18 protein-coding genes are annotated in these 25642 nt (G+C 67.3%); 8 read left to right on the forward strand and 10 right to left on the reverse strand.

Annotated features, from left to right (window positions below; genetic code table 11):
* Positions 1-40 precede the first annotated feature (40 nt).
* The 7 genes from AC1DT6_RS01865 to AC1DT6_RS01895 all read right to left on the reverse strand — a co-directional run bounded on the left by AC1DT6_RS01865 (position 41) and on the right by AC1DT6_RS01895 (position 9282).
* A complete protein-coding gene (locus tag AC1DT6_RS01865) occupies positions 41-970 on the reverse strand; it encodes a carbohydrate kinase family protein (RefSeq protein ID WP_441635263.1) in 930 nt (309 codons plus the stop codon).
* A gap of 41 nt (positions 971-1011) precedes the next feature.
* Complete coding sequence (gene pgi, locus AC1DT6_RS01870) at positions 1012-2643, reverse strand: glucose-6-phosphate isomerase (protein WP_477103384.1); 1632 nt, start codon at positions 2641-2643, stop codon at positions 1012-1014.
* A 76-nt stretch (positions 2644-2719) separates the two neighbouring features.
* The gene (gene zwf, locus AC1DT6_RS01875; protein WP_441635291.1) at positions 2720-4210 is read right to left on the reverse strand and encodes a glucose-6-phosphate dehydrogenase; all 1491 of its coding nucleotides are present in this window, start codon (positions 4208-4210) and stop codon (positions 2720-2722) included.
* Positions 4211-4277: 67 nt separating this feature from the next.
* Complete coding sequence (locus tag AC1DT6_RS01880; protein ID WP_441635265.1) at positions 4278-5255, reverse strand: ABC transporter substrate-binding protein; 978 nt, start codon at positions 5253-5255, stop codon at positions 4278-4280.
* Positions 5256-5294: 39 nt separating this feature from the next.
* Complete coding sequence (locus tag AC1DT6_RS01885) at positions 5295-6308, reverse strand: ABC transporter permease subunit (RefSeq protein WP_441635267.1); 1014 nt, start codon at positions 6306-6308, stop codon at positions 5295-5297.
* Between the two features lie 84 nt (positions 6309-6392).
* Positions 6393-8036 (reverse strand): sugar ABC transporter ATP-binding protein, encoded by a 1644-nt coding sequence (locus tag AC1DT6_RS01890; RefSeq protein WP_441635269.1) that lies wholly within the window; start codon positions 8034-8036, stop codon positions 6393-6395.
* Positions 8023-9282 (reverse strand): ROK family protein, encoded by a 1260-nt coding sequence (locus AC1DT6_RS01895; protein WP_441635271.1) that lies wholly within the window; start codon positions 9280-9282, stop codon positions 8023-8025. The genes AC1DT6_RS01890 and AC1DT6_RS01895 overlap by 14 nt, the downstream gene beginning before the upstream one ends.
* A 237-nt stretch (positions 9283-9519) precedes the next feature.
* Between AC1DT6_RS01895 and AC1DT6_RS01900 the strand changes: the two genes are divergently transcribed.
* The 4 genes from AC1DT6_RS01900 (at position 9520) to plsY (ending at position 13195) form a co-directional block, all read left to right on the forward strand.
* The gene (locus AC1DT6_RS01900; RefSeq protein WP_276286799.1) at positions 9520-9999 is read left to right on the forward strand and encodes a methylated-DNA--[protein]-cysteine S-methyltransferase; all 480 of its coding nucleotides are present in this window, start codon (positions 9520-9522) and stop codon (positions 9997-9999) included.
* Complete coding sequence (gene xerD / locus AC1DT6_RS01905; protein WP_477103378.1) at positions 9996-10946, forward strand: site-specific tyrosine recombinase XerD; 951 nt, start codon at positions 9996-9998, stop codon at positions 10944-10946. Before AC1DT6_RS01900 ends, xerD begins: the two co-directional genes overlap by 4 nt.
* A 37-nt stretch (positions 10947-10983) precedes the next feature.
* Positions 10984-11475, forward strand: a complete 492-nt coding sequence (locus AC1DT6_RS01910; RefSeq protein WP_441635275.1) for an aminoacyl-tRNA deacylase — start codon at positions 10984-10986, stop codon at positions 11473-11475.
* 1102 nt (positions 11476-12577) lie between these two features.
* Entirely contained in the window at positions 12578-13195 is a 618-nt protein-coding gene (gene plsY, locus AC1DT6_RS01915) for a glycerol-3-phosphate 1-O-acyltransferase PlsY (RefSeq protein ID WP_441635277.1), read from the forward strand.
* An 80-nt stretch (positions 13196-13275) separates the two neighbouring features.
* Here the strand turns inward: plsY and AC1DT6_RS01920 are convergent, their stop codons facing one another.
* The 3 genes from AC1DT6_RS01920 to AC1DT6_RS01930 all read right to left on the reverse strand — a co-directional run bounded on the left by AC1DT6_RS01920 (position 13276) and on the right by AC1DT6_RS01930 (position 15805).
* Complete coding sequence (locus AC1DT6_RS01920; RefSeq protein ID WP_441635279.1) at positions 13276-13569, reverse strand: GYD domain-containing protein; 294 nt, start codon at positions 13567-13569, stop codon at positions 13276-13278.
* Positions 13570-13799: 230 nt separating this feature from the next.
* The gene (locus AC1DT6_RS01925; RefSeq protein WP_441635281.1) at positions 13800-15077 is read right to left on the reverse strand and encodes an ATP-binding protein; all 1278 of its coding nucleotides are present in this window, start codon (positions 15075-15077) and stop codon (positions 13800-13802) included.
* Positions 15074-15805, reverse strand: coding sequence for a response regulator (locus AC1DT6_RS01930; RefSeq protein ID WP_441635283.1), 732 nt, complete (start codon positions 15803-15805; stop codon positions 15074-15076). The genes AC1DT6_RS01925 and AC1DT6_RS01930 overlap by 4 nt, the downstream gene beginning before the upstream one ends.
* 319 nt (positions 15806-16124) lie before the next feature.
* On the opposite strand from AC1DT6_RS01930, the gene AC1DT6_RS01935 reads away from it, so the two are divergent.
* Genes AC1DT6_RS01935 through AC1DT6_RS01950 form a run of 4 tightly spaced genes read left to right on the forward strand, consistent with a single transcriptional unit; the run spans position 16125 to position 25627 of the window.
* Positions 16125-17585, forward strand: coding sequence for an MdtA/MuxA family multidrug efflux RND transporter periplasmic adaptor subunit (locus tag AC1DT6_RS01935; protein WP_477103379.1), 1461 nt, complete (start codon positions 16125-16127; stop codon positions 17583-17585).
* A gap of 9 nt (positions 17586-17594) precedes the next feature.
* Positions 17595-20735 (forward strand): MdtB/MuxB family multidrug efflux RND transporter permease subunit, encoded by a 3141-nt coding sequence (locus tag AC1DT6_RS01940; protein WP_477114424.1) that lies wholly within the window; start codon positions 17595-17597, stop codon positions 20733-20735.
* A complete protein-coding gene (locus AC1DT6_RS01945) occupies positions 20735-24031 on the forward strand; it encodes an efflux RND transporter permease subunit (protein WP_477114425.1) in 3297 nt (1098 codons plus the stop codon). Before AC1DT6_RS01940 ends, AC1DT6_RS01945 begins: the two co-directional genes overlap by 1 nt.
* A complete protein-coding gene (locus tag AC1DT6_RS01950) occupies positions 24032-25627 on the forward strand; it encodes an efflux transporter outer membrane subunit (RefSeq protein ID WP_441637168.1) in 1596 nt (531 codons plus the stop codon). It begins immediately after the preceding gene.
* Positions 25628-25642 lie beyond the last annotated feature (15 nt).

Here is a 25642-nt window from a genome sequence, read left to right on the forward strand (position 1 = left end):
TTCAACAGATGCTGCGCCGTATGGCGCCGTTCCGGCCCCGTCAGGCCGGAACGGCCATCTTGCCCAGCAGCGCCTCGACCTCCGCAACCGTGGGCGAATACGCCCCCGCCCGCGTAGCCGCCACCGCCGCGCTAGCCGCCGCCCATCGCGCCTGCCGCGCCGGTGTCGCCCCGGGATCCAGCAGCAATCCCGCCATCCACCCTCCCATGGCGGCATCGCCGCAGCCCACGGTGTCGACCACATCGACGGCAAACACCGGCTGTTCGCAAACCGCATCTCCATGCAGCAGCGTCATGCCATCGGCGCCGCGCGTCAGCAGCACGCTCGCGCGCGGGGCCAGCGCCCTGAGCGCGGCCAGCGCGGCGTGTTCATCCAGTGCCGGATACAGGCCGCGCAGGTCCTCGTCCGAGACCTTGATGTAGTCCGCCAGGCCGGCGAGATGCGCAAAGACCGCCTGGTACGCCGGCGCGCGCATGGGCATGCGGAAATTGGGGTCGAAGGCGATGCGCTTGCCCGCCGCCGCTGCTTGCGTGGCTTCTTCGCAAAGGCGCGCGGCCAGCGGCTGGCGCGCCAGGCTCAGCGAGCCGAAATGCACCGTGCGCGCGGCCTGGCGCCAGCCCTGCGGCAAACGCGCGGGATCGAAGTAGAGATCGGCGCTGTCGTCGCCCACGAAGAAGTACTGCGGCGGGTGCTGCGCGCCGACAAAAGCCAGCAGCGGCGAGCGTTCGACGCGCTGCAGGAAACGCAGGTCAAGGCCGGCGTCCTCGCTGGCCAGGGCGAGCTGGTCGCCCAGCGCGTCGCAACTGATCGCGCCGGCGAACGCGGTGGGAATGCCCAGCCGCGCGCCCACGCGGGCTACGTTCCAGCATGAGCCGCCGGGCAGGCCGAGCCAGTCCTGACCGCCCTGGTGGACCATATCGGTCAACGCCTCGCCGAAGACGACGTACGCAGGCCATGGTGTCGTTGTCATTGCATCCTCTACTGTGTTGGATAGCGGCCGCGCGCCGCGCCTCAGCCTTGCCACGCCGACGCCGCGGCCAGCGCGCGCCGGATCAGGCCGGCGGTGGAAGCATCGTGGGGCCGCACCGGTCCGCCGTCGAGCTCGCAGGCGATCGGCCCAGCCAGTTGCTTGCCGAGTTCCACGCCCCACTGGTCGAACGAATTGATGTTCCAAAGCACGCCCTGCACGAAGGTGCGGTGCTCCGAGAGCGCAATCAGCGCACCCAGGTGCCAGGGATCGAGCCGCTGCAGCAGCAAGGTATTGCTGGGCCGGTTGCCCTCGAACACCATGTGCGGCACCAGCGCCTCGTCCCGCACGCCCAGCGCCCTGACCTCCTCGGCGGTGCGGCCGCGCAGCAGCGCCTCGCCCTGCGCGAAGCAGTTGGCGAGCAGCTTGCCATGGTGGCCGGGCATCGCGTACGCCGGTTCGAGCGCGGCGATGAAATCCACCGGCATCCAGTGCGAACCCTGGTGCACCATCTGGAAGTAGGCATGCTGGCCGTTGGTGCCGGTGGTGCCCCACACCACGGGCGCAGTGCCTTGCGCGGCGGCGGCGCCGTCGAGCTGCACGGACTTGCCGTTGCTCTCCATCTCAAGCTGCTGCAGGAAGGCCGGCAGCAATTCGAGCGGCTCGCAGTACGGCGCCACGCAGCGGCTGCCGGTGCCCAGGAAGCTGCGATACCAGACATCGAGCAGGCCGAGGATCATCGGCATGTTGCGCGGCGCGCCGGCCTCGGCAAAATGCCGGTCCATGGCGCGGGCGCCGTCAAGCAACTGGCGGAAGCGATCGAAGCCGACCACCAGCGCAATCGACAGGCCCACCGCCGACCACAGCGAGAAGCGCCCGCCCACCCAGTCCCAGAACGGGAACATGTTGACGGGATCGATGCCGAACGCCACCACGGCCTCCCGGTTGGTGGAAACCGCGACGAAATGGCTTGCCAGCTGCGCCTGCGGCACGCCGTGGCGCAGGAACCAGGCGCGCGCGGTCTGCGCGTTGGCCATGGTCTCGAGCGTGGTGAAGGTCTTGGAGCAAACCACCACCAGCGTGCTGGCGGCATCCAGCCGCGCGAGCACCGCGGCGAGATCGCTGCCGTCCACGTTGGCGACGAAATGCATGCGCGGCCCTTCGCTATCCAGGTGCGCGAGCGCGCGGCAGACCATGCGCGGACCCAGGTCCGAGCCACCGATGCCGATATTGACCACATCGGCAATCACGCGGCCATTCCAGCCGCGCCATGTGCCGCCGCGCACCGCGCCGGCGAAGCGTTCCATCTGCGCCAGCACCGCGGCCACGTCGCCGGCCACCGGCACGCCCTGCGCATGGAAACCATCCTCCGGCCACGCGCGCAGCGCCATGTGCAGCGCGGCGCGGCGCTCGGTGGTATTGACCGCTTCGCCGCGGTACATCGCATCGCGCCGCGTGGTTACGCCCGCCTCGCTGGCGAGTTCGAACAACAGCGCCATCGTGGTGTCGGTGACGCGGTTCTTGGCATAGTCCAGCGTCAGGCCGGCCGCCTCGGCCACGAAGCGGGCACCGCGGGCTTCGCCCTGCTCGCCGTCGAACCAGTCGCGCAGGTGGGCATCGCGGATGACTTGGGCATGCGCCTGCAGCCGTTGCCAGGTGGGCAGGTGGTGGGACATATTGGACATCGGTTCAACTCCTGTACTCGCCGCCGCCCTGGCCATGGCAAGGGCGGCGGTATCCCTCAAGCTGACTTCACAGCTCTTCATGCCAGACCGCGCCATCGCGCGAAGGCAGCGCGCTCGACGCGGCCGGCCCCCAGGTGCCCGCGGTGTAGAGCTTGGGCGCGAGATTGCTCTGCGCCCATGCCTGCTGGATGGGCGCGACCCAGCGCCAGGCCTGTGCCTGTTCGTCACGCCGCACGAAGAGCCCGAGACGGCCCCGGATCACGTCAAGCAGCAGGCGCTCGTAAGCCCCGGTCTTGCGCTCATGGCGACCGCCCTGCCCGCGCGGCAACATGCGTTGCAGATCCAGCGTGGCGGGCTGCAGCGCCTGGGTGTCGCCAGGATGCTTGACCAGGAAATGCAGGCGGATGCTTTCCTCCGGCTGCAGCGTGATCACCAGCCGGTTGCCGGGCTCGTGGTCGAGCGGGCGCGGGAACAGGGAATACGGCACGTCGCGGAACTGGATCACGATCTCCGCCACGCGCGACTGCATGCGCTTGCCGGTGCGCAGGTAAAACGGCACGCCGGCCCAGCGCCAGTTGGCGATCTCCGCCTTGATGGCGACGAAGGTTTCGGTCTGGCTGTCGGGCGAGACGGCCGGCTCGTTCACGTAGCCCGGCACCGCATCGCCGCTCGCCGCGCCGCGGCAGTACTGTCCACGTACCACTTTCTCCGCCACCTCGTTCAGCGCGATCGGCTTGAGCGCCTTCAGGATCTTGAGCTTCTCGTCGCGGATGGCGTCCTCGGACAGGCTGGAGGGCGGCTCCATCGCCACCATGCACAGCAGTTGCAGCAGGTGGTTCTGCACCATGTCGCGCAACGCACCGATGCCGTCGTAGAACGCGCCACGCTTTTCCACACCGATTTCCTCGGCGATGGTGATCTGCACATCGCGCACCCATTCGCGCCGCCACAGCGGCTCGAACAGGACATTGCCGAAGCGCATCGCCATCAGGTTCTGCACCGATTCCTTGCCCAGGTAATGATCGATGCGATAGATCTGGTCTTCGGCAAAATGGCGCGCCACCGCGGAGTTGATCGCGTCGGACGAGGCCAGGTCATGACCCAGCGGTTTCTCCAGCACGATACGCACGCCGGCGTGATTAAGCCCCGTGCGGGCCAGATGGTCGCAGATCGGCACGAACAGGTGCGGCCCCGTGGCCAGGTAGAACACCACCACCGGGGCGGCGCGCGCGCGCACCAGTTCGGCCAGGGAATCGAAACCGTCCGGCGCGTTGGCATCCACCTGCAGGTAAAGAATGCGCTCGGCAAACGAGCGCCATGTTTCGTCGGCCGCGGCCGCCGGCAGCGCGGGACGCACCTTGGCCTCCAGCATGGTCAGGTAGGCTTCCTGGCCGAGCGGCTGGCTGCCCAGCGCGAGGATGCGCCCGCGCGGATGCAGCGAGCCCACGCAGTGCGCGTCGAACAGCGCCGGCAGCAGCTTGCGCGTGGCCAGGTCCCCGGTGCCGCCGAACAGCACGAAGTCGAATTCGGGTACTGCGCCTACAGCATTGCTTTGCATCATGTCACCAGTCGGTTGGTTATTCGATTCATCGGTTTGAAGCGGGTTGGCGTGGCCGCTGGCCACGCTAGCGCGGCGCGGACCAGCCCTTGTAGTCGTTCACATTGGCGCGCGTAACCAATGCAGGCGGCAGCAACACGGTGCGGCTTGCGGGCGGCCTGCCGTTCATCAGCCCCACGCCGATCTCCACCGCGGTGCGCGAGATGGCCCAGGGGTCCTGGCTGGCCGAGGCCTCGACCAGGGTGTTGGCCTTGAGCGCGGCCTCGATATCGGGCGCGCCGTCGACCGAGGCGATCAGGATGCCGCGCCGGTTCAACTGGCGCGCGGCCAGGTCGGCGCCGACCGCCTGCGGGTCGTTGATGGTGAACACCGCATCGACCTTGGGGAAACGGGTCAGGTAAAGCTGCATGACGTTCAGCCCGCCCTCGCGCGAGCCCTTGGCATCCTGGTCGTCGGAGAGCACATGGATACCGGGGTGCTTGCCCAGCACGGTCTTGCAGCCCTTCACGCGATCCAGCACCGCGGACACCGGCGGGCCGTTCTGAATGATCAGGTTGCCGCGCCCGCCCAGCCGCTCGGCGAGGAAGCCGCAGGCAAGCTCGCCGGCCTGGGTGTTGTCGGTCTGCACCGTGGCGTCGGCGCCCGCCGCCGCCACGTCCACCGCCACCACCACGATGCCGGCCTTGCGCGCCTTCTTCACCGCCGGTTCGATGGCACGCGCATCGGCCGCGTTGATCAGGATCAGGTCCACCTTGGACACGATGAAACTGTCGATATGCGAGAACTGCTTGTTGAGGTCGTAGTCGGCGGACAGCACCGTGACCTTGACCTCCGGGTTGATCTTCCTGGCCGCGGCTTCGGCGCCGTGCGCCAGCGCGACGAAGTACGGATTACCGAGCGAGCCGAGCGTGACGCCGACCTTCTTCAACGGCTTTTGCGCGGCCGCGGGCGCCGACGCCGGGTCCGGCGCGCCCTGCGCCGCCGCGCCGGTGCACAGTACGCTCATTGCCGCCAGCGTGAGTGCCGCCAGGTAATGCTTGGACATGTCGTGTCTCCAGTAGCCGGTGTGTTCAGCGCAAGCGCATCAGGTACGTGCCGAGCCCTTGCGGCGGTAGCGGTCGAGCGCCACCGCGCCGATGATCACCAGGCCCTTGATGATGTACTGCCAGATATCGGACACGCCCAGCAGCACCAGCCCGTTGGACAGCACCGCGATGATCAGCGCCCCCACCAGCGTACCGACGATCGAGCCGGTGCCGCCGACGAAGCTGGTGCCGCCAAGGATGACCGCCGCGATCGCGTCGAGCTCATACGACTGGCCCAGTTGCAGGCCGTTGGCGGCGTACAGCCGCGAGGCGGACATCACGCCGCCGAGGCCGGACAGCAAACCCGAGACCGCATAGACGAACAGCAGCACGACCCACACCTTGATGCCGGACAGCCGCGCCGCTTCCGCATTGCCGCCCACCGCGTAGATCTGCAGGCCCAGCACGGTACGGCGCAGCACGAACCACGACACCCCCACCACGGCGAAGGCGATGATCACCAGCCAGGGCACGCCCAGCACCTCTGCGTTGCCGATGAAGGCGAAGCCGATATCCGGGTTGTAGATCGTGCTGTCGTTGCCGACCAGCCGCGCCAGCCCGCGCACGGCGGTCAGCGTGCCGAGCGTAACAATGAACGGCGGCAGTTTCATGAAAGCGACCAGGGCCCCGTTGACGATGCCGAACAGCAAGCCGCACAGCAGCGCGGCCGGCACGCTCAGCATGCCTAGCTGCGGCGACAGCGATGCCAGCATCGCCACCACCGCGGAGATCGACAGGATCGACCCCACAGACAGGTCGATGCCGCCAGTCAGGATCACGAAGGTCATGCCCGCGGCCAGCACCATATTGATCGAAGCTTGCTGCGCGATGATCGACAGGTTCTGCCAGCCGGCGAAGTTCTCGGTGAGCACCGTGAAGCCGATGCACAGCAGCACCAGCACCGGCAGCATGCCGAGCGCGCGCAGGCGCTCCTGCGTGGTGATGCGGCCGAGGGACGCCGACGGCGCGGCCGGACCGGAGGAAGGAACGGGACGGGTGATGGATTCGTGCATGGTTGTCTCCTGCGCCGGCGGCTGCGGGGATCTGCAGGGCGGCGTCAATATCTCTTGCGGGTGGCGGAGAGGCTCCGCCCTGTCTCAGTGCAGCATGCTGCTTGTTGCGTTGCCCGCGGCGGCATTGACGGCCGCGGCCAATGGCGTGCCAGTCCAGCCCGCCGCCGGCTGCGCCGCGCCCGTCGCCAGCGCAATGATGCGTTCCTGGGTTTCGGCGGCGCTGCTGGCAGGGCGGACCTCGCCGGCCAGCGCACCTTCGCGCATGACCAGTACGCGATCGCACAGGCCCACTACTTCGGGCAGCTCGCTGGAGATCATCAGGATCGCCACGCCGCTCTCGGCCAGCGCGTTGATCAGGCGGTAGATTTCCGACTTGGCGCCGATATCCACGCCACGGGTGGGCTCATCGAGGATCAGCACGCGCGGCTGGATTTCCAGCAGCCGCGACAGCATCACCTTCTGCTGGTTGCCGCCCGACAGCGCACCCACATTGACCTGCGCATGCGCGACGCGGATGCCGAGCGTGTCGATGGCCTCCGTGGTCCGCCGGCGCGCGGCCGGCCGGTTCAGGCGTCCAAGCCCGAGGGCATCGCGCGCGGCCACGATAAGGTTGATGTTCTCGAGCACGCTCTGGTCGAGAAACAGGCCTTGCAGCTTGCGGTCCTCGGTCAGGTAGGCAATGCCGGCATCGATGGCCTGGCGCGGGCCGCCGGGTGGCAGCGTGACCATCCCGGCCGGGCTTGCAATGCGCACCTCACCGCGCGTACGCACATCGGCGCCGAACACCAGCCGCGCCAGTTCCGTGCGGCCCGCGCCGACCAGGCCCGCCAGTCCCAACACCTCGCCGGCACGCAGATCAAAGCTGCAGCCCTTGACGCGGCGCCCGTCCGCTATATCGCGCACCGACAACATCACCTCGCCCTGGCGCGACTGGCCATGCGTCTTGGTATAGAAGCCCGACAGGTCGCGCCCCACCATCATCTTGACCAGCGCCGCCTGCGACAGGTGATCGCGGTCCAGCGTGCCGACGAAGCAGCCGTCGCGCAGCACCGTCACGCGATCGGCCAGTTCGTCGATCTCGGCCATGCGGTGGCTGATATAGAGGATCGCCATGCCTTCGCCGCGCAACTGGCGGATCAGCGCGAACAGGCGGTCCGTCTCGTGCGTGGACAGCGGCGTGGTGGGTTCGTCCATCACCAGGATGCGCGCTTCGAAGTGCACGGCACGCGCAATCTCGACCAGCTGGCGTTGCGCGATCGACAGGCTGGAGACACAGGCAACGGGCGAGAAATCCGCGCCGAGCCGGGCCAGCGTCGGCTCGCAGGCGCGCGCCATTTCGCCGCGCGCCACCAGCCCGCGCCGTTGCAGCGCGCGGCCAAGGTAGATGTTCTCCGCCACGCTCAGGTTGGGCGCCAGGCTCAGCTCCTGGTAGATCACCGCCACGCCGAGGTCGCGCGCGGATTGCGGCCCGTCGATCTCCACCCGTTGCCCGTCGATATGGCATTCGCCGCCGGGATCCGCGGTGTAGGCACCGGACAGGATCTTCATCAGGGTCGACTTGCCGGCACCGTTTTCACCCATCAGGGCATGGACCTCGCCGGCATAGGCGGTCAGCTCGACATTGCGCAGCGCGCGCACGCCGGGGAAGGTCTTGCAGATATTGCGCAGCGCCAGCAAGGGCGGCCTGGCACACGCGCCGGAAAAATCGGACAGGTCAGACGATGGCATGGTTGGCCTCCGGAATCATGGCGGATGCGCCCCTGAGCATTTCGGCCCGCGGCGAGAAGTTCATGAACATTGGCAGCGAGGCGGCACCCACCGCGCCGGCGTTGGCACCGAAGCAACCACGCACCACGCGCGGCGGGCGCCGCGCCTCCGGCGCGCCCTCGTCCAGTTCGGTCTGCAGGCGCCCGATCAGCGCCGCCACGAGGCCGGCATCGATGTCGGCGTCAAGGATGATCAGCGGCACGTCGAGCACCGCCAGCGCGGACTGCATAGCCGGCGCGAGCGCGTCGATGCAGTCTTCCAGCCACTCCCCCACCGCCGGATGCTGGTTGCGCACCTGCGCTTCCAGATCCGCGTGGCCGTCGATGGTCACACCGTGATGGCGCAGGTGCCGGGTCAGCGCATTGAGCGAAGCGCGTGCCAGCAGGATGTCGCGCCGCTTGCCGGTGCGCGGCGCCGAGGCCAGCGTGCCCGGCTGGACCGGCATCATGCCGATATCGCCGGCATTGCCCGACACGCCGCGCACGCAGTCGCCGTTGAGCGCCACGCCGCCGCCGATGGCCGGGCCGAGGAAGACATAGAGGAAACTCTGCGCGTGGTGGCGGCCGTAGAACAGTTCGGCCACGGCGGCGGCGGTCCCGTCGTTCTCGCCGAACACCGGCATGTCCGTGGCGTCCGCCAGTTCGGCGGCGAAGTCCACCGCATCCCAGGCGCGGAAGGTGGCTTGTGAAGCCTCGTCCTGCAGATCCAGTTCGCGCAGCCAGGCGCCGAGGTTGTAGGGCTGGGCCACGCCGATGCCGAGCAGGCGCTTGCGTTCGGCCGGCGTCAGCTGCGCGCGCAGCGCGGCCACGTCGCCGCGCACGATCTCGAGCGCCTGATCCGGGTGCGGCAGGATCATCTGGTGGGCGCGGGTGGCGAGGATCTCGCCGCCGAAATCCACCATCACGCACTCGATGCTGGCGCGGTCCAGCCGCACGCCGATGCCGAACGCCCCCTTCGGCTGCAGGCGGATCAGGCTGGCCGGCTGGCCACGCTGCCCGTCCTGCCTGCGGCCGGCGACTTCGATCAGGCCATCCTCGGTCAGCGTCTGCACGATGCTGCCCACCGCCGTGTTGGTGAGCTGGGCCATGCGGGCGAGATCGGCCTTGGACGCCTCCCCGGCCCGGCGCAGCGCCAGCAGCAGCGCGCGCTCGTTGTACAGCCGCAGGCTGGCGGAATTCACGCCGCGGCCGGCCTTGGCACTGTTCATATCGTCTCCGGTGTTGTTCTGGGCGCCGCCTGGATCACAGGACGGATTCGCCGCTGCATTAATTAATTCAATTTGAATTAAATAATACGGAGAGGCAGAACTCAAGGAAGGGGAAACCCGCAGGCAAGCGGTTGCATGCCTCCACCAAAGCGCCGCCCGAGCGCCTCGCACGCCACCGGGCATCCCACCGGCTCCGCCATGCTCTAAAATCCAGGCTCGCGCCTTCCGCACCCTGCCATGGACTCCATCTTCGACGCCATCCTTCCCGCGCCTTTCGGCAAGATCGGCGTGCGTACCGACGGCGAAACCATCCGCGAGATCGTCTACCTGCCCGAGAGCATGAAGCTCATCGAACCCGCCAATGCGGTCGCGCGACGGCTGGCGCGGCAACTCGAGGCCTACTACGCCGATCCGGATGCCCCCTTCGATATCCCGCTGGCGCCGGTCGGCAGCGCCTTCCAGCGCCGGGTATGGCAAGCCATCGCGAGCGTGCCGCGCGGCAAGGTCACCACCTATGGCGCCGTGGCGCGGCAGATCGCCAGCGCGCCGCGCGCGGTCGGGCAGGCGTGCGGGGCCAATTACTTCCCGGTGGTGATTCCCTGCCACCGCGTGGTCGGCGCCAGCGGCATCGGCGGCTTTGCCAACCACCAGGGCGATGGCTTCTTCCTTGACATCAAACGCTGGTTGCTGATCCACGAAGGGGTGATGCTGGCATGAACGATATCGCCTCCGTCGAAGGCGGCACCGAAGCCCAGGACAGCCCCGAGCTGCTTGCCGACCTGGACCTGGTCCACCGTTTCTGCGATGCGCTGTGGCTGGAAGACGGGCTGGCGCGCAACACCATCGACGCCTACCGGCGCGACCTGACGCTGCTTTCGCGCTGGCTGCATGGCACGGCTACGGCCACGCTGCTGGGGGTGAACGATGCCGCCCTCAATGGCTACTTCGCATCGCGCCACCTCGAGACGCGCGCATCGTCGGCCAACCGGCGGCTCACCGTGTTCAAGCGTTTTTACCAGTGGGCGGTGCGCGAGCACATGATCACGGCCGATCCCTGCCTGCTGCTGCGCCCGGCCAAGCAGCCGCCGCGCTTTCCCAAGACGCTGACCGAAGCCCAGGTCGAAGCCCTGCTTGAAGCGCCCGACACCGCCACTCCGCTCGGCTTGCGCGACCGCACCATGCTGGAGCTGATGTACGCCAGCGGATTGCGCGTGTCCGAGCTCACGCAGATGAAGACCATCGAAGTCGGCCTCAACGAAGGCGTGGCGCGCGTGGTCGGCGGCAAGGGCAACAAGGAACGGCTGGTTCCCTTCGGCACCGAAGCCGGCGACTGGCTACGCCGCTACCTCGCCGAAGGCCGGCCCGCGCTGCTGGGCGAGCGCGCCTGCGACGCGCTGTTCGTCACCCAGCGCGGCGAGGGCATGACGCGGCAGGCCTTCTGGCACCTGATCAAGCGCCACGCGCGCGACGCCGAGATCTACGCGCCGTTGTCCCCGCATACGTTGCGGCATGCCTTTGCCACCCACCTGCTCAACCACGGCGCAGACCTGCGCGTGGTGCAGTTGCTGTTGGGGCATGCCGATATTTCCACTACGCAGATCTATACGCATGTGGCGCGCGAGCGCTTGCGGGATCTGCATCAGCAGCATCATCCGCGCGGGTAGGTTTTTTTGCGCGGTCATTGCGAACAGTCATTCCATCATGAGCAAGTCCAAACACGTTTCGGAAACCCCCGCTACCCAGTTCCTCAAGCAGCATGGCGTTGCCTTTGGCGAACATGCCTATGACTATGTCGAGCATGGGGGCACCGGGGAGTCGGCGCGCCAGCTTGGCGTGGATGAACATGCCGTGATCAAGACGCTGGTGATGGAGGACGAGAAGGCGCAGCCGATGATCGTGCTGATGCACGGGGATTGTTCGGTGTCGACGAAAAACCTGGCTCGGCAGACGGGGCGCAAGAGCGTGCAGCCGTGCAAGCCGGAGGTGGCGCAGCGGCATAGCGGGTATATGGTGGGGGGTACTTCGCCGTTTGGGACGCGCAAGCGGATGCCGGTGTTTGTGGAGGCTGGGGTGCTGGCGATGGGGCGGATCTATATTAATGGGGGGCGTAGGGGGTATCTGGTTAGTATTGATCCGCAGGTGTTGGTGGGGTTGGTGGGGGCTGAGGTGGTGGAGTGTGCGTTGGTGGATTGAGGGGGACTTGGTTGGGGTTGGGGGGCAAAACCGTTGGTTTTTTATTGCGGGGTTGGGATTGGTTTTGGCGGTGTTGGTTGTTGCACCCAACAGCGTACGACATCCCCCTGCGGGGGACGCCGGTCACTCTTCTTTGCCTCGGCAAAGAAGACTAACGAGAAGAAAGCCGACCCTGCCGGGGGCAGAGCAATCAGGCTGTTCGGCGGCAGTGATTCCGTCGTGCGGGCAGTGGCTTCGGCTGACATGTCCTACCGGTTTCCCCGCTGCACCACTGCGCGCCACACGGGTTTCGTGGTGCAGCCCCTGATGGCGGGTGCCCTGCCCATTCGGCCATCTGCCGTACGCGGTGCAAACGGCCGCGAATCTTCGAGATTTACTGGTTTCGTGGTTTTGTCTCTGACGGCAAGCGCAGTGATTGTTCAGTCCCTGCCGTTCGCGGAGGTGGGCGCTGCGCAATTTCGCAATGATGGGTTTCGTGGTGGGCGCGGTGGCCCGTGCTCAATTGCCGGCAGCCTCGCTCATGAAGTGGCAGCGAACCGCCCAACACCGTCGCCAGATCCTTCCGTCTTCGCTGACCGGGCCACGGTGCCCACCCAGAAACGAAGACGGTTGTATTCAGTCACGGCCAGCGCCGGTACGGCAGGGTGTCAATTGGCACGCTATTCGCCGTCAGAGACAAAACCACGAAACCAGCAAGGCACGATACGCTGCAGCAATTCGCGCCGCGAACGGCAGATGTGGGAGCAGGCACCGCGCACGAGGTCAGGGGCCCCACCACGAAACCCATGGGTCATGCGATTGCGCTGCCCTTCGAGTCAGTAAGGCACGCCAGCCAACACTCAGGGCCGTACGACGCAACCACCGAGGCCCACAAGCCTGATTGCTCTGCCCCCGGCAGGGTCGGCTTTCTTCTCGTTAGTCTTCTTTGCCGAAGCAAAGAAGAGTGACCGGCGTCCCCCGCAGGGGGATGTCGTACGCTGTTGGGTGCAACAACCAACACCGCCAAAATCAAAAGCCAACCGTTTCGCACACCGCCATAGCCCGCCCCCCACCCCCCTTCCACGCTACAATCCCGCCAGCCTCAAATACCCGGTTCCCCCAAATGGCCAACCTAATCTTCACCCTCGCCGCCTACCTGATCGGCTCCATTTCCTTCGCCGTCGTGGTCAGCAAGGCCATGAACCTGCCTGACCCGCACACCTACGGTTCCGGCAATCCTGGCGCCACCAACGTCCTGCGCAGCGGCAACAAGAAAGCCGCCGTACTGACGCTGATCGGCGACGCCTTGAAAGGCTGGCTGGCGGTCTGGCTGGCGGAGCGTTTCGGCCCGGCCTACGGCCTCGACGACACCGGTATCGCGCTGGTKGCCGTGGCGGTCTTCCTGGGCCACCTGTTCCCGGTCTTCTTCCGCTTCGCCGGCGGCAAGGGCGTGGCTACCGCAGCCGGCATCCTGTTCGCCATCGACCCGCTGCTAGGTGCGGGCACGATGGCCACCTGGCTGATCATGGCATTCTTCTTCCGCTATTCGTCGCTGGCAGCGCTGGTGTCCGCGGTCTTCGCGCCCTTCTTCTATGTGCTGATGCAGGGCGTGGACGTGATCGCCGGCGCGGTCTTTGCGATCAGCGTATTGCTGGTGGTTCGCCATCGCCAGAATATCGGCAAGCTGCTGGCGGGCAAGGAAAGCCGCATCGGCGAAAAGAAGAAGGTGCCCGGCGCCTGAAGGCGGAACGCATCCAAGGCCAAGAAGAAAGCCCGCACGATGCGGGCTTTCTTCTTGGCGAGCCGGTATGAGGAATGCGCTTACGGCATCTTGCCGAGGATGCCATCCATCTCGTCTGCGGAGAAAGCACGCAGCGTCTGCGTGCGCACATTGCCCGCCATGCCCAGGGACAGTCCGAACGCGGTCATGGTAGCTTCGTCGGGCGCGGTAAAGGTCACTACAAGGTCATATTGCCCGAGCGTCCAGTAGATATCTTTCATGTCGATGCCGTTTTTCTTCGCCATTTCGCGAACGGCAGCGGCGCGCTTGGTTGTGTCTTTTACGGTACGGATTCCCTGGTCGGTAAAGTTTAAGAGTGCTACGAAAGTTGCCATGATGCGTCTCCTGATCAACTGGAATGGCACTACGCGTCGCCAAAGCGCACAGAGCAAGTAAGTGCTGCAATCTGCGTACCATGCGAGACATCGTCTGGCCCGCGTGGCCATGACGCCAGGCGGAAGCGCCCGCGGCGGGAGAATTTACCCGAAAGTGTTCCAGGATTGAGACACTCCGGACGCCGCGGCAGGTGGCCGGCGCGGCGCCGAAGCTGCATTTGGAGCGGCGTTCAGGCTGCCTGTGCCAGCGCCGCGAACGGAAACACCATTTCCACCCGCAACCCGCCCTCGGCACGGTTTTCCAGCACGAGCCGCCCGCCCGCCTGGCGCACCAGCCGGTCCACGATGGCCAGGCCCAGGCCCGAATGCGCATTGCCGCCGCGCGCCGGATCCAGTCGCACGAAAGGCAGCGTCACCTTGTCCATCGCTTCCGGCGGAATGCCTTCGCCGTGGTCTTCCACCCCCATATGCCAGCCATCGGCCTGGCGCGAGGTACTGAGCAGCACCGGCGGCGCGCCATAGGCATACGCGTTGTCGATCAGATTGCCAACGATGCGGTCGAGCTGGGTGGCAATCAACCGGAATCCTTCGCCTGCCATCAGCGACACTTCCACCGGCTTGTCCTGCTCCGCCAGCGAAGCGGCCAGTTCACCGATGCGGCGGTCCACCGGCACCGGCCGGGCGGCAGGCTCGCCGCTTTGGGCGAAGGTGAGGAATTGTTCGACGATGGCGGACATGGATTCGACGTCACGCGTCACGCCAGCCGCCGCCTTGGGATCGGCCAGCATCTCGGCGCGCAGCCGCAGCCGCGCCAGCGGCGTCTTGAGGTCATGGGCGATACCGGCCAGCATGGTGTTGCGTTCCTGGTCGATGCGGGTCAGGTCGGCCATCATGCGATTGAAACGCACGATCAGCTGGCGCAACTCGTGCGGGCCGCGTTCGCGCAGCGGCTCGACGGTGTGCTGGCGCGACAACTGCTCGGCGGCCGCGGCCATGTCGCGCACCGGGCGCTGGATCTGCCAGGCGATCAGCAAGGCCACCGCCATGGCCACACCGACCACCAGGATCACGCCGGGCAGCAGGCGATTGTCGGGCGGCGGGTTGACCACCCACAGCACCGGCATCGCGATCCAGTCCTGCCGCTGGGGTAGCTTGATCCAGATGCGCGACGTCTCTTCTTCTTCGAGCCGCACCTGGGTACCGGCCGGCATGCGCTGCGCGAACTTCTCGACCAGCCGGCGCGCCCTGCCCTTGGCCGCCACGGTATGCTCCGCCGCGCTGGCCTCGCTGGCCACTTCCACCAGGCTCGGCAGCCTGGCCGGAGGCTGCGCGGCGAGCGCGCGCTGGATGCTCTCGAACTGGAACATCATCTGTTCGACGGAGTAATCCACCTGCTGCTGGCGGCGATCCATGCGCAGGATGGCAAGCCAGGAAAAATGGCTCAGTACCAGCACGGCTGCGATCAGCAGCGCGATGCGTCCGAACAGCGTATCGATGCGCAGCTTCATTGCGGTATGTCGTCTGCTTCGTCAGGCACGAAGGTATAGCCTCGCCCCCGCACGGTCTGGATGTAGCGGGGACGCTGGGCGTCCTCGTCGAGCAGGCGGCGCAGACGCCAGATCTGCACGTCGATGCCGCGATCGCTGATGCCGCTGGCGGTGCCGTACATCAGTTCCACGATGCGCTCGCGCGACAGCACCTCCAGCGGATGCATCAGCAGCAACTTGAGCAGCGCGAACTCGGTATCGCTGATCGCCATCTGCTCGCCGGCGCGCGCCAGCGCGCGCTGGCGAAAGTTGACGCGGAAGGGCCCGAAGGCGATGCCCTCGCGGTCTTCCGGCGCGGCGGCCGGGCGCGCCAGCTTGCGGCGCAGCACGGCATTGATGCGCGCCAGCAGTTCGCGCGGCGAAAACGGCTTGCCGAGATAATCGTCGGCGCCGATCTCCAGCCCGACGATGCGGTCGATCTCGTCGCTGCGCGCGGTCAGCAGGATCACGGGAATATCGTCGTTCTTGGCACGCAGGTTGCGCAGCGCTGTCAGGCCGTCCACCTTCGGCATCATCAGGTCGAGCACGATCAGGGCCGGCCGCTCGCGCTCCAGGCGCGCCTGCAAACCTTCGCCATCGTGCAGCACGGACACGGCGAAACCCTGCTGGCTTAAATACTCGCGCAGCAGGTCGCGGAGTTCGGGATCGTCGTCGACGACCAGGATCTGGGTAGGCTGATTGACTCGCATAGGCAGATGATAGCTAGGCTGGGCGCGGCAATCCGGGCGAATTGTTTCAGGGCATTACACCCGAGCCGCTGGTAATGGTCTGTAAGAATGGATGCCGGCGTTGAAACACGAGGAGCATCAAGGCGCATTATGCTTCGCTTATGTTTGCCGTTGCCGGCGGTCGCCGGACTAAACGGACCCGCCCCGATGCCGCCCGGCCACTACAAGCCGCGTGCTGCCTGCGGCACGTGCCGATGGCATTACGGCATACTGCTGCCTCTCTTACTCCGAAATTTGTTCGAACGCGCTCTCTTTTTCGCGTCGCTCCCAGGATCCGGTCATGGCCAAACCCGAAGAACATCAACAGGCTAAGCTGCCACCGCCGCCCAAGGCTGCCTCACGCCGCCGCAAACTGATCGCCGCCGCGCTGATCCTGCTACTGGCCGGCGGCGGCTGGTACTGGTACCAGCACCGTACCCCCGCCGCCAGCGCCCCTGGCGCGCCCGGCGCAGCCGGTGGTCCCGGTGGCCCGGGCGGCCGCGGCGGTCCTGGTGGCCCCGGTGGCCCCGGTGGCCAGCGCTCGCCGGTGGTGGTCAGCACCGTGGCCCAACGTAATATGGATGTCATCCTCAACGGCCTGGGCAACGTCACGCCGGTGGCCAACGTGACCGTGCGGGCCCAGGTGTCGGGTCCGCTGCTCAAGGTGCTGTTCAAGGAGGGCCAGATGGTCAAGGCCGGCGATGTGCTTGCGGAGATCGACCCGCGCCCGTTCCAGGCCACGCTGGACCAGGCCGTGGGCACGCTGGCGCGCGACCGCGCCCTGCTGGAAAACGCCCGCCTGGACCAGAAGCGCTACCGCACCCTGCTTGGACAGGACTCGATCTCCAGCCAGCAGGTCGACACCCAGGACGCGCTGGTGCGCCAGTACGAAGGCGTGGTCAAGACCGACCAGGCCAACGTGGACAGCGCCCGCCTGCAACTGGGCTACACCCGCATCGTGGCGCCGGCTTCGGGCCGCATCGGCCTGCGGCAGGTCGATCCGGGCAATATCGTCAGCACCAGCGACACCAACGGCATCGCCCTGATCACCCAGATCCAGCCGATCGCCGTGCTCTACACCATCCCCGAAGACAACCTGCCTTCGGTACTCAAGCGCCTGCATGCCGGCGAGACCATTCCGGTCCAGGCCTGGGACCGCCAGGCGCGCAACCGCCTTGCCGAGGGCACGCTGCTGACTACCGACAACCAGATCGACACCACCACCGGCACGGTCAAGCTCAAGGCGATCTTCCAGAATACCGACGGCCTGCTGTTCCCTAACCAGTTCGTCAACATGCGCACGCGCGTGGACACCATCGAGGATGCCACCGTGGTACCGGTGGCGGCCATCCAGCGCGGCCAGCAAGGTACCTTCGTGTATGTGGTGGACGAGAGCAGCAAGGTCAAGGTCCAGGTGGTCACGCTGGGGCCGTCGGACGGCGAGCGTACCGTCGTGACCAAGGGCGTGCAGCCCGGCCAGCGCGTGGTGATCGACGGCGCGGACCGGCTCAAGGAAGGCATGACGGTGGAAACCGTGGACCCGGCAGCGCGCGCTGCCGCGCTGGTGCCGGCCAGCGCGCCGCGCGGGCGCGGACGCCGCCGCGACGGCGGCTCGGGTGGTGCCAGCGGCAGCGGGGCTTCGAGCGCGGCGGGTGCCTCCGGCGCCCATGCCGAAGGACGGCGCCACCGCGACGGCGCAAGCGCCCCGGTTCCCGGCGGCGATGGCGCCCCGGCGGGCGCGGCGCCCCAGCGGCCGCAGTAAGGACTCAGCATGAACCCCTCACGCCTCTTCATCGAGCGGCCGGTCGCCACCGCGTTGCTGATGGTCGCCATCCTGCTGTCCGGTCTGGTGGCCTTCAGGCTGCTGCCGCTGTCGGCGCTGCCGGAGGTCGATTACCCGACCATCCAGGTCACCACGCTCTACCCGGGCGCCAGCCCGGACGTAATGACGTCGTCGATCACGGCCCCGCTGGAGCGCCAGTTCGGCCAGATGCCGGGCCTCAAGCAGATGTCGTCGTCGTCCTCGGGCGGCGCCTCGGTGATCACGCTGCAATTCGACCTGACGCTGTCGCTGGACGTGGCCGAGCAAGAAGTCCAGGCGGCCATCAACGCCGGCGGCAACCTGCTGCCGGCGGACCTGCCGATGCCGCCGGTCTACAGCAAGGTCAACCCGGCCGACGCGCCGATCATGACCCTGGCCATGACCTCGGACACCATGCCGCTGCCCAAGCTGCAGGACATGGTGGATACGCGCGTGGCGCAGAAGATTTCGCAGTTGCAGGGGGTGGGGCTGGTCAGCATCAGCGGCGGGCAGCGCCCGGCGGTGCGTATCCAGGCCAACCCGACCGCGCTGGCCGCGCTCGGCATGTCGATCGATGACCTGCGCACGGCCATCGGCAGCGCCAACGTCAACGGCGCCAAGGGCAGCTTCGACGGCCCCGCGCGCGCCTCCACCATCGACGCCAACGACCAGCTCAAGTCCGCCGACGAGTACCGCCAGATCATCGTGGGCTACCAGAACGGCGCGCCGATCCGCATCACCGACGTGGCCAATATCGTCGACGGCCCCGAGAACAGCCGGCTGGCGGCGTGGGCCAACGACAAGCCGGCCATCGTGCTGAGCATCCAGCGCCAGCCCGGCGCCAACGTGATCGAGGTGGTGGACCGCATCAAGGGGCTGCTGCCGCAATTGCAGAGCTCGCTGCCGGCCTCGGTCAAGGTGCAGCTGCTGACCGACCGCACCACCACCATCCGCGCCTCGGTGCGCGACGTGGAGTTTGAACTGCTGCTGKCGGTYGCGCTGGTGGTGATGGTGATCTTCGTSTTCCTGCGCAACGTGCCGGCCACCATCATCCCKRGCGTGGCGGTGCCGCTGTCGCTGGTSGGCACCTTYGGSGTGATGTACCTGGCGGGCTTCTCGATCAACAACCTGACGCTGATGGCGCTGACCATCGCCACCGGCTTCGTGGTGGACGATGCGATCGTGATGATCGAGAACATCATGCGCTACATCGAGAAGGGCGATTCGCCCATGGAGGCGGCCCTCAAGGGGTCCAGGCAGATTGGCTTCACCATCATCTCGCTGACCTTCTCGCTGGTGGCCGTGCTGATCCCGCTGCTGTTCATGGGCGACGTGGTGGGGCGGCTGTTCCGCGAATTCGCCATCACGCTGGCGGTATCGATCCTGATCTCGGCGGTGGTCTCGCTGACGCTCACGCCGATGATGTGCGCGCGCCTGCTGCACCATGTGCCCGAAGAGAAACTCTCGCGGTTCCACCGGGCCACCGGGCGCTTCTTCGACAACGTGATCGCCAGCTACGGGCGCGCCCTGGACTGGGTGCTGGACCGCCAGCAACTCACGCTGCTGGTCGCCGTCGGCACGCTGGTGCTGACCGTGCTGCTGTACATGCTGGTGCCCAAGGGCTTCTTCCCGGTGCAGGACACCGGCGTGATCCAGGGCATTACCGAGGCTTCCCAGACTACGTCCTTCCCCGCCATGGCGCTGAAACAGCAGGCGGTGGCGAAAGTGGTGCTGGAAGATCCCGCGGTGGAAAGCCTGTCCTCCTTCATCGGCGTGGACGGCACCAACACCACGCTCAACGCCGGGCGCCTCTTGATCAACCTGAAGCCCAAGGACCAGCGCCGCGATTCCATCGAGGACGTGACGCGCCGGCTGCAGGCCGCGGTCGACAAGCTCGGCGGCGTCTCGCTCTACACCCAGCCGGTGCAGGACCTGACCATCGAGGACCGCGTGTCCCGCACCCAGTACCAGTTCACCGTGCAGGATCCGGACCCCGTCACGCTGGCCACCTGGGTGCCCAGGCTGGTGGAGCGCCTGAAGCAGGAGCCCGAACTGCGTGACGTGGCGAGCGACCAGCAGAACAACGGCCTGCGCGCCTACGTGGATATCGACCGCGACGCCGCGGCGCGCTTCGGCATCACCACCGCGGTGATCGACAGCGCGCTGTACAGCGCATTCGGCCAGCGGCTGGTGTCGACCATCTTCACCCAGTCGAGCCAGTACCGTGTGGTGCTGGAAGCCATGCCCGAGTTCCGCACCGATCCGCGGTCGCTGGCGGAACTGCGCCTGCCCTCGTCCTCGGGCGGGCAAGTGCCGCTTGGCGCGTTCGCGCGCATCAGCGAGCGCACCGGCCCGCTGGTGATCAACCATCAGGGCCAGTTCCCCTCCGCCACCATTTCGTTCAATCTGTCGCCCGGCGAATCGCTCGGCGCGGCAGTGGACAAGATCACCAAGGTGGAGCACGAAATCGGCCTGCCGATCTCCATGCAGACCGAATTCCAGGGCGCGGCGCTGGCATTCCGTGCCTCGTTGTCCAACACGCTGTGGCTGATCCTGGCGGCGGTGATCACGATGTACATCGTGCTGGGCGTGCTCTACGAGAGCACCATCCATCCGGTGACCATCCTCTCCACCCTGCCCTCGGCCGGCGTGGGCGCGCTGCTGGCGCTGCTGGTCTCGGGCCAGGACCTGGGCATCATCGCGATCATCGGCATCATCCTGCTGATCGGTATCGTCAAGAAGAACGCCATCATGATGATCGACTTCGCGCTGGACGCGGAGCGCGAGGGTGGCATGGCGCCGCGCGAGGCGATCTTCCAGGCCTGCCTGCTGCGTTTCCGCCCGATCCTGATGACCACCATGGCGGCATTGCTGGCCGCGCTGCCGCTGATGCTCGGCACCGGCATCGGGTCCGAGCTGCGCCGCCCGCTGGGCATCACCATGGTGGGCGGCTTGCTGGTCAGCCAGGTGCTGACGCTGTTCACCACGCCGGTGATCTACCTGGCGTTCGACAGCCTGGCAATGCGCCTCAAGGACTGGCGCCGGCGCCGTTATGGCGACACCGGCGATGGCGACCAGACCGGCGGCCCCGCCCCCGAGCCGAGGCCGTGATGAACCTGTCGGCTACCTTTATCCATCGGCCGGTCGCCACCGCGCTGCTGACCATCGGCATCCTGCTGGCGGGGCTGGCGGCGCTGCGGCTGCTGCCGGTGTCGCCGCTGCCGCAGGTGGACTTCCCCACCATCTCGGTGTCCGCCTCGCTGCCCGGCGCCAGCCCCGAGACCATGGCCGCCACCGTGGCCACGCCGCTGGAGCGCGCGCTGGGCGCCATCGCCGGCGTCACCGAGATCACCTCCAGCAGCTCGCTGGGCTCGACCCGCGTCACGCTGCAGTTCGAGCTGTCACGCGATATCGACGGCGCCGCGCGCGACGTGCAGGCTGCCATCAACGCCTCGCGCGCCACGCTGCCCACCAGCCTGCCGAGCAACCCGACCTACCGCAAGGTCAACCCGGCCGACGCGCCGATCATGATCATCGCGCTGACCTCGCCCACCATGACGCGCGGCCAGCTCTACGATGCGGCCTCGACCATCCTGGCGCAGAAGATGTCGCAGATCGAGGGCGTCGGGCAAGTCACCATCGGCGGCTCTTCGCTGCCGGCGGTGCGGGTGGAGCTCAACCCCACCGCGCTCAACAAATACGGCATCTCGCTGGAGGATGTGCGCAACACCATCAGCGCCACCAACGCCAACCGTCCGCTCGGCTCGCTGGAAAACGCCACCACCAACTGGCAGGTCTACGCCAACGACCAGGCCATGAAGGCGGCGGACTATATGCCGCTGATCGTGCGCTACGCCACGCCGGGCACGTTTTCCTCGGCCTCGGCGGGCGCGCTGATCGCCAGCACCGCCAAYGCCACCGCGGGCGGCGGCGTCAGCACCAAGACCGTCAACGGCGTCACCACCACCACGCTGACCACCAGCAGCGGCACCACCACCATCAGCACCGGCGCCACCGGCGGCAACGGCAGCAGCAGCGGCCCGAACGCCTTCGCCGTGCCGGTGCGGCTGTCTGACGTGGCCAGGGTGACCGATTCGGTGCAGGACGTGCGCAACGCCGGCTCCGCCAACGGCCAGCCCTCGGTGCTGCTGGTGCTCAACCGTTCCCCCGGCGCCAACATCATCGAGACCGTGGACCGGGTCAACGAGGTGCTGCCGTCGCTGCAGCAGATGATTCCGTCCGCCATCAAGATGGAAGTGATGATGGACCGCACCCCCACCATCCGCGGTTCGCTGCGCGAGGTGGAGCACACGCTGATGATCTCGGTGGCGCTGGTGATCATGGTGGTGTTCCTGTTCTTGCGCAATGCGCGCGCCACGCTGATTCCCAGCGTGGCGGTGCCGGTGTCGCTGATCGGCACCTTCTCGGTGATGTACCTGGCCGGCTTCTCGCTCAACAACCTGTCGCTGATGGCGCTGACCATCGCCACCGGTTTCGTGGTCGATGACGCCATCGTGGTGCTGGAGAATATCTCGCGGCATATCGAGGAGGGCATGAAGCCGCTCGAAGCCGCGCTCAGGGGGTCGCGCGAGGTAGGCTTCACCGTGCTGTCGATGAGCCTGTCGCTGATCGCGGTGTTTATCCCGCTGCTGATGATGGGCGGCATCGTCGGACGCCTGTTCCAGGAGTTCGCCATCACCTTGTCGGTGGCGATCCTGGTATCGCTGGTGGTCTCGCTGACCGCCACGCCGATGATGTGCGCGCGCCTGCTCAAGCCGGTGAAGCCGGAACAGCAGGGCCGCTTCTACCGCGCCAGCGAACGCGTGTTCACCTGGATGCACGACCTGTACGCGCGCACCCTGGCCGTGTCGCTGCGCCACAGCGTGCTGGTGYGGCTGGTGTTGCTGGCCACCATCGGCCTCAATGTCTGGCTCTACACGATCGTGCCCAAGGGCTTCTTCCCGCAGCAGGACACCGGGCGCCTGATCGGCTTTATACGGGCCGACCAGGCCACCTCGTTCCAGGCCATGCGGCCCAAGCTCGATAACTTCATCAAGATCGTGCAGTCCGACCCGGCGGTGGTCAACGTGACGGGCTTCACCGGCGGTTCGCAGCGCAATACCGGCCAGATGTTCGTCACGCTCAAGCCGATTTCAGAGCGCGATTCGGCCGACGCCATCGTGGCCCGGCTGCGCGTCAAGCTGGCCAAGGAGCCCGGTGCCAGCCTGTTCCTGACCTCGGTGCAGGACATCCGCATCGGCGGCCGGCAAAGCAGTTCGGCTTACCAGTTCACGCTGCAGTCGGACGATCTCGACGTGCTGCGCGAGTGGGAGCCCAAGGTGCGCGCGGCCATCTCCAACCTCAAGGGGCTGGAGGATGTCGATACCGACACCAACGACAAGGGCCTGCAGACCTCGGTCATCATCGACCGCGACACCGCTTCGAAGCTCGGCGTCACCGCGCAGCAGATCGATGCCGTGCTCAACGACGCCTTCGGCCAGCGCCTGGTGTCCACCATCTACCACCCGCTCAACCAGTACCGGGTGGTGATGGAACTCAGCCCCGAGTATCTGCAGGGCCCGCATGCGCTCAACGATATCTATGTAGTCACCGGCGGCGGCAAGCAGGTGCCGCTGTCGGCCTTCGCGCGGTTCGCGCCCACCAGCACGCCGCTGGGCGTCAACCACCAGGGCCAGTTCGCCGCCTCCACCATTTCCTTCAACCTTGCCGAGGGCGTCTCGCTGTCGCAGGCCACCGACATGGTCAAGGCGGAGATGGCGCGCATCGGCGTGCCGGAGACGCTGCAGGCCAACTTCCAGGGCAGCGCCAAGGCCTTCCAGGACTCGCTCAAGAGCCAGCCGCTGCTGATCCTGGCCGCGCTGATCACCATCTACATCGTGCTCGGCATGCTGTACGAGAGTTACGTGCATCCGCTCACCATCCTGTCCACCCTGCCATCGGCGGGCGTCGGCGCGCTGCTGGCGCTGCTGGCCTCGGGCACGGACTTCAGCATCATCGCGCTGATCGGCGTGATCCTGCTGATCGGCATCGTCAAGAAGAACGCCATCATGATGATCGACTTCGCCATCGATGCCGAGCGGCGCGAGGGCCTGTCGCCGCGCGATGCCATCTACCGCGCCTGCCTGCTGCGCTTCCGCCCCATCCTGATGACCACGATGGCTGCCTTGCTGGGCGCCATCCCGCTGGCGATCGGCCGCGGCGACGGCGCCGAACTGCGCGCGCCGCTGGGCATCTCCATCGTCGGCGGGCTGGTGGTCAGCCAGTTGCTCACGCTGTACACGACGCCCGTGGTCTACCTGACGCTGGACCGCTGGCGCCTGAAGGTGAAAGCCTGGCGCCAGCGCCGTTCGGCCGTGCCCCCGGCCACGGCCAGCCTCGAACCCTGAATGCGATCCATGAACGCTCTTCTCCGCCTCCCTACCCTTTCCTTCCCGGCGACCGCGATGACGGTGGCGTGCGCCCTGCTGCTGGCCGGCTGCGCCGTGGGGCCCGACTACAAGCGCCCCGATGCGCCGTCCACGCCGACCTTCAAGGAGGCACCGGCCGACGCCTCGCAGTGGGGCGAGTGGAAGCCGGCCGAACCGCAGGACACCAGCGAGCGCAGCAACTGGTGGGCGGTGTTCGCCGATCCGGAGCTCGACAAGCTGATGGCACAGGTGCAGGTCGCCAACCAGAACATCAAGGCATCCGAGGCGCAGTACCGGCAAGCGCTGGCGGCGCTGGAATCGGCGCGCGCGGGCTACTTCCCGACCGTGAACGCATCGGCCGGACTCGACCGCACGCGCGGCAGCAACGGCCAGGTCGCCAACGGGCAGAGGGCCACGTTGTCGGCAAGCTGGGAAATCGATGTGTGGGGCCGTGTGCGCAGGCAGGTGGAAAGCAGCGAAGCCAGCGCGCAGGCCAGCCAGTCCGACCTGGCTTCGACATTGCTGTCGACCCAGTCCACGCTGGCGCAGAGCTATTTCCTGCTGCGCATCGCCGACCAGCAGAAGGCCTTGCTGGACCGCACGGTGACCGACTACGAGAAATCACTGCAGCTGGTACGCAACCAGTACGCAGCCGGCACCGCCCAGCGCTCCGACGTGCTGCAATCCGAGACCCAGCTCAAGAGCGCGCAGGCGCAGCAGATCGATATCCAGATCACGCGCGCGCAGCTGGAGCACGCCATCGCCATCCTGACAGGCAAGCCGCCGGCGGACCTCGCCATCACGCCGCAGGACTACGCCTCCGCCGTGCCGCGCGTGCCCATCGCGGTGCCGTCGGCGCTGCTGGAACGCCGGCCCGATATCGGCGCGGCCGAGCGCCGCATGGCCGCTGCCAATGCGCAGATCGGGGTGGCCCAGGCGGCTTATTACCCGACGCTGACGCTATCCGCCACCGGCGGTCTATCCGCCAGCACGCTGGCGCGCTGGCTGGCGCTGCCGGACCGCGTGTGGTCGATCGGCCCCGCGCTGGCCGGCACGCTGTTCGACGGTGGCCTGCGCAGCGCCGCCAAGGCGCAGGCGGTTGCCGCTTACGACCAGAGCGTGGCCAATTACCGCCAGACGGTGCTCTCCGCCTTCCAGGAGGTCGAGGATGGCCTCGCGGCCGCGCGCCTGCTGGAGCAGGAATCCGTGGTGCAGAACGACGCGCTGCGTTCGGCGCGCGACGCGCTGGCCCTCGTCAACAACCGCTACCGCGCCGGCACCGCGAGCCTGCTGGATGTGCTGACGGCGCAAACCACCGCCTACACCGCGGAGCGCACCGCGCTGACCATCGTAGGCCGCCAGTACACGACCAGCGCGGTGCTGATCAAGGCGCTGGGCGGCGGGTGGCATATCGAGACGGACAATGCGTCGAACGCGGCGCCGGCTATGCCAGGTACCGTGCCAGCCGCACCGGCCCCTGGCGGCATGCCACCGCCCGCCGGAACGCAAGGCGCCGCGCCGGCACCGGCAATCGCACCGGCGCGCTCCGCCGCCAGCGTGGCCGCGCGGCGGTAGCCGTCGCTGGCATCC

The organism is Cupriavidus sp. 01L45, assembly GCF_056399885.1.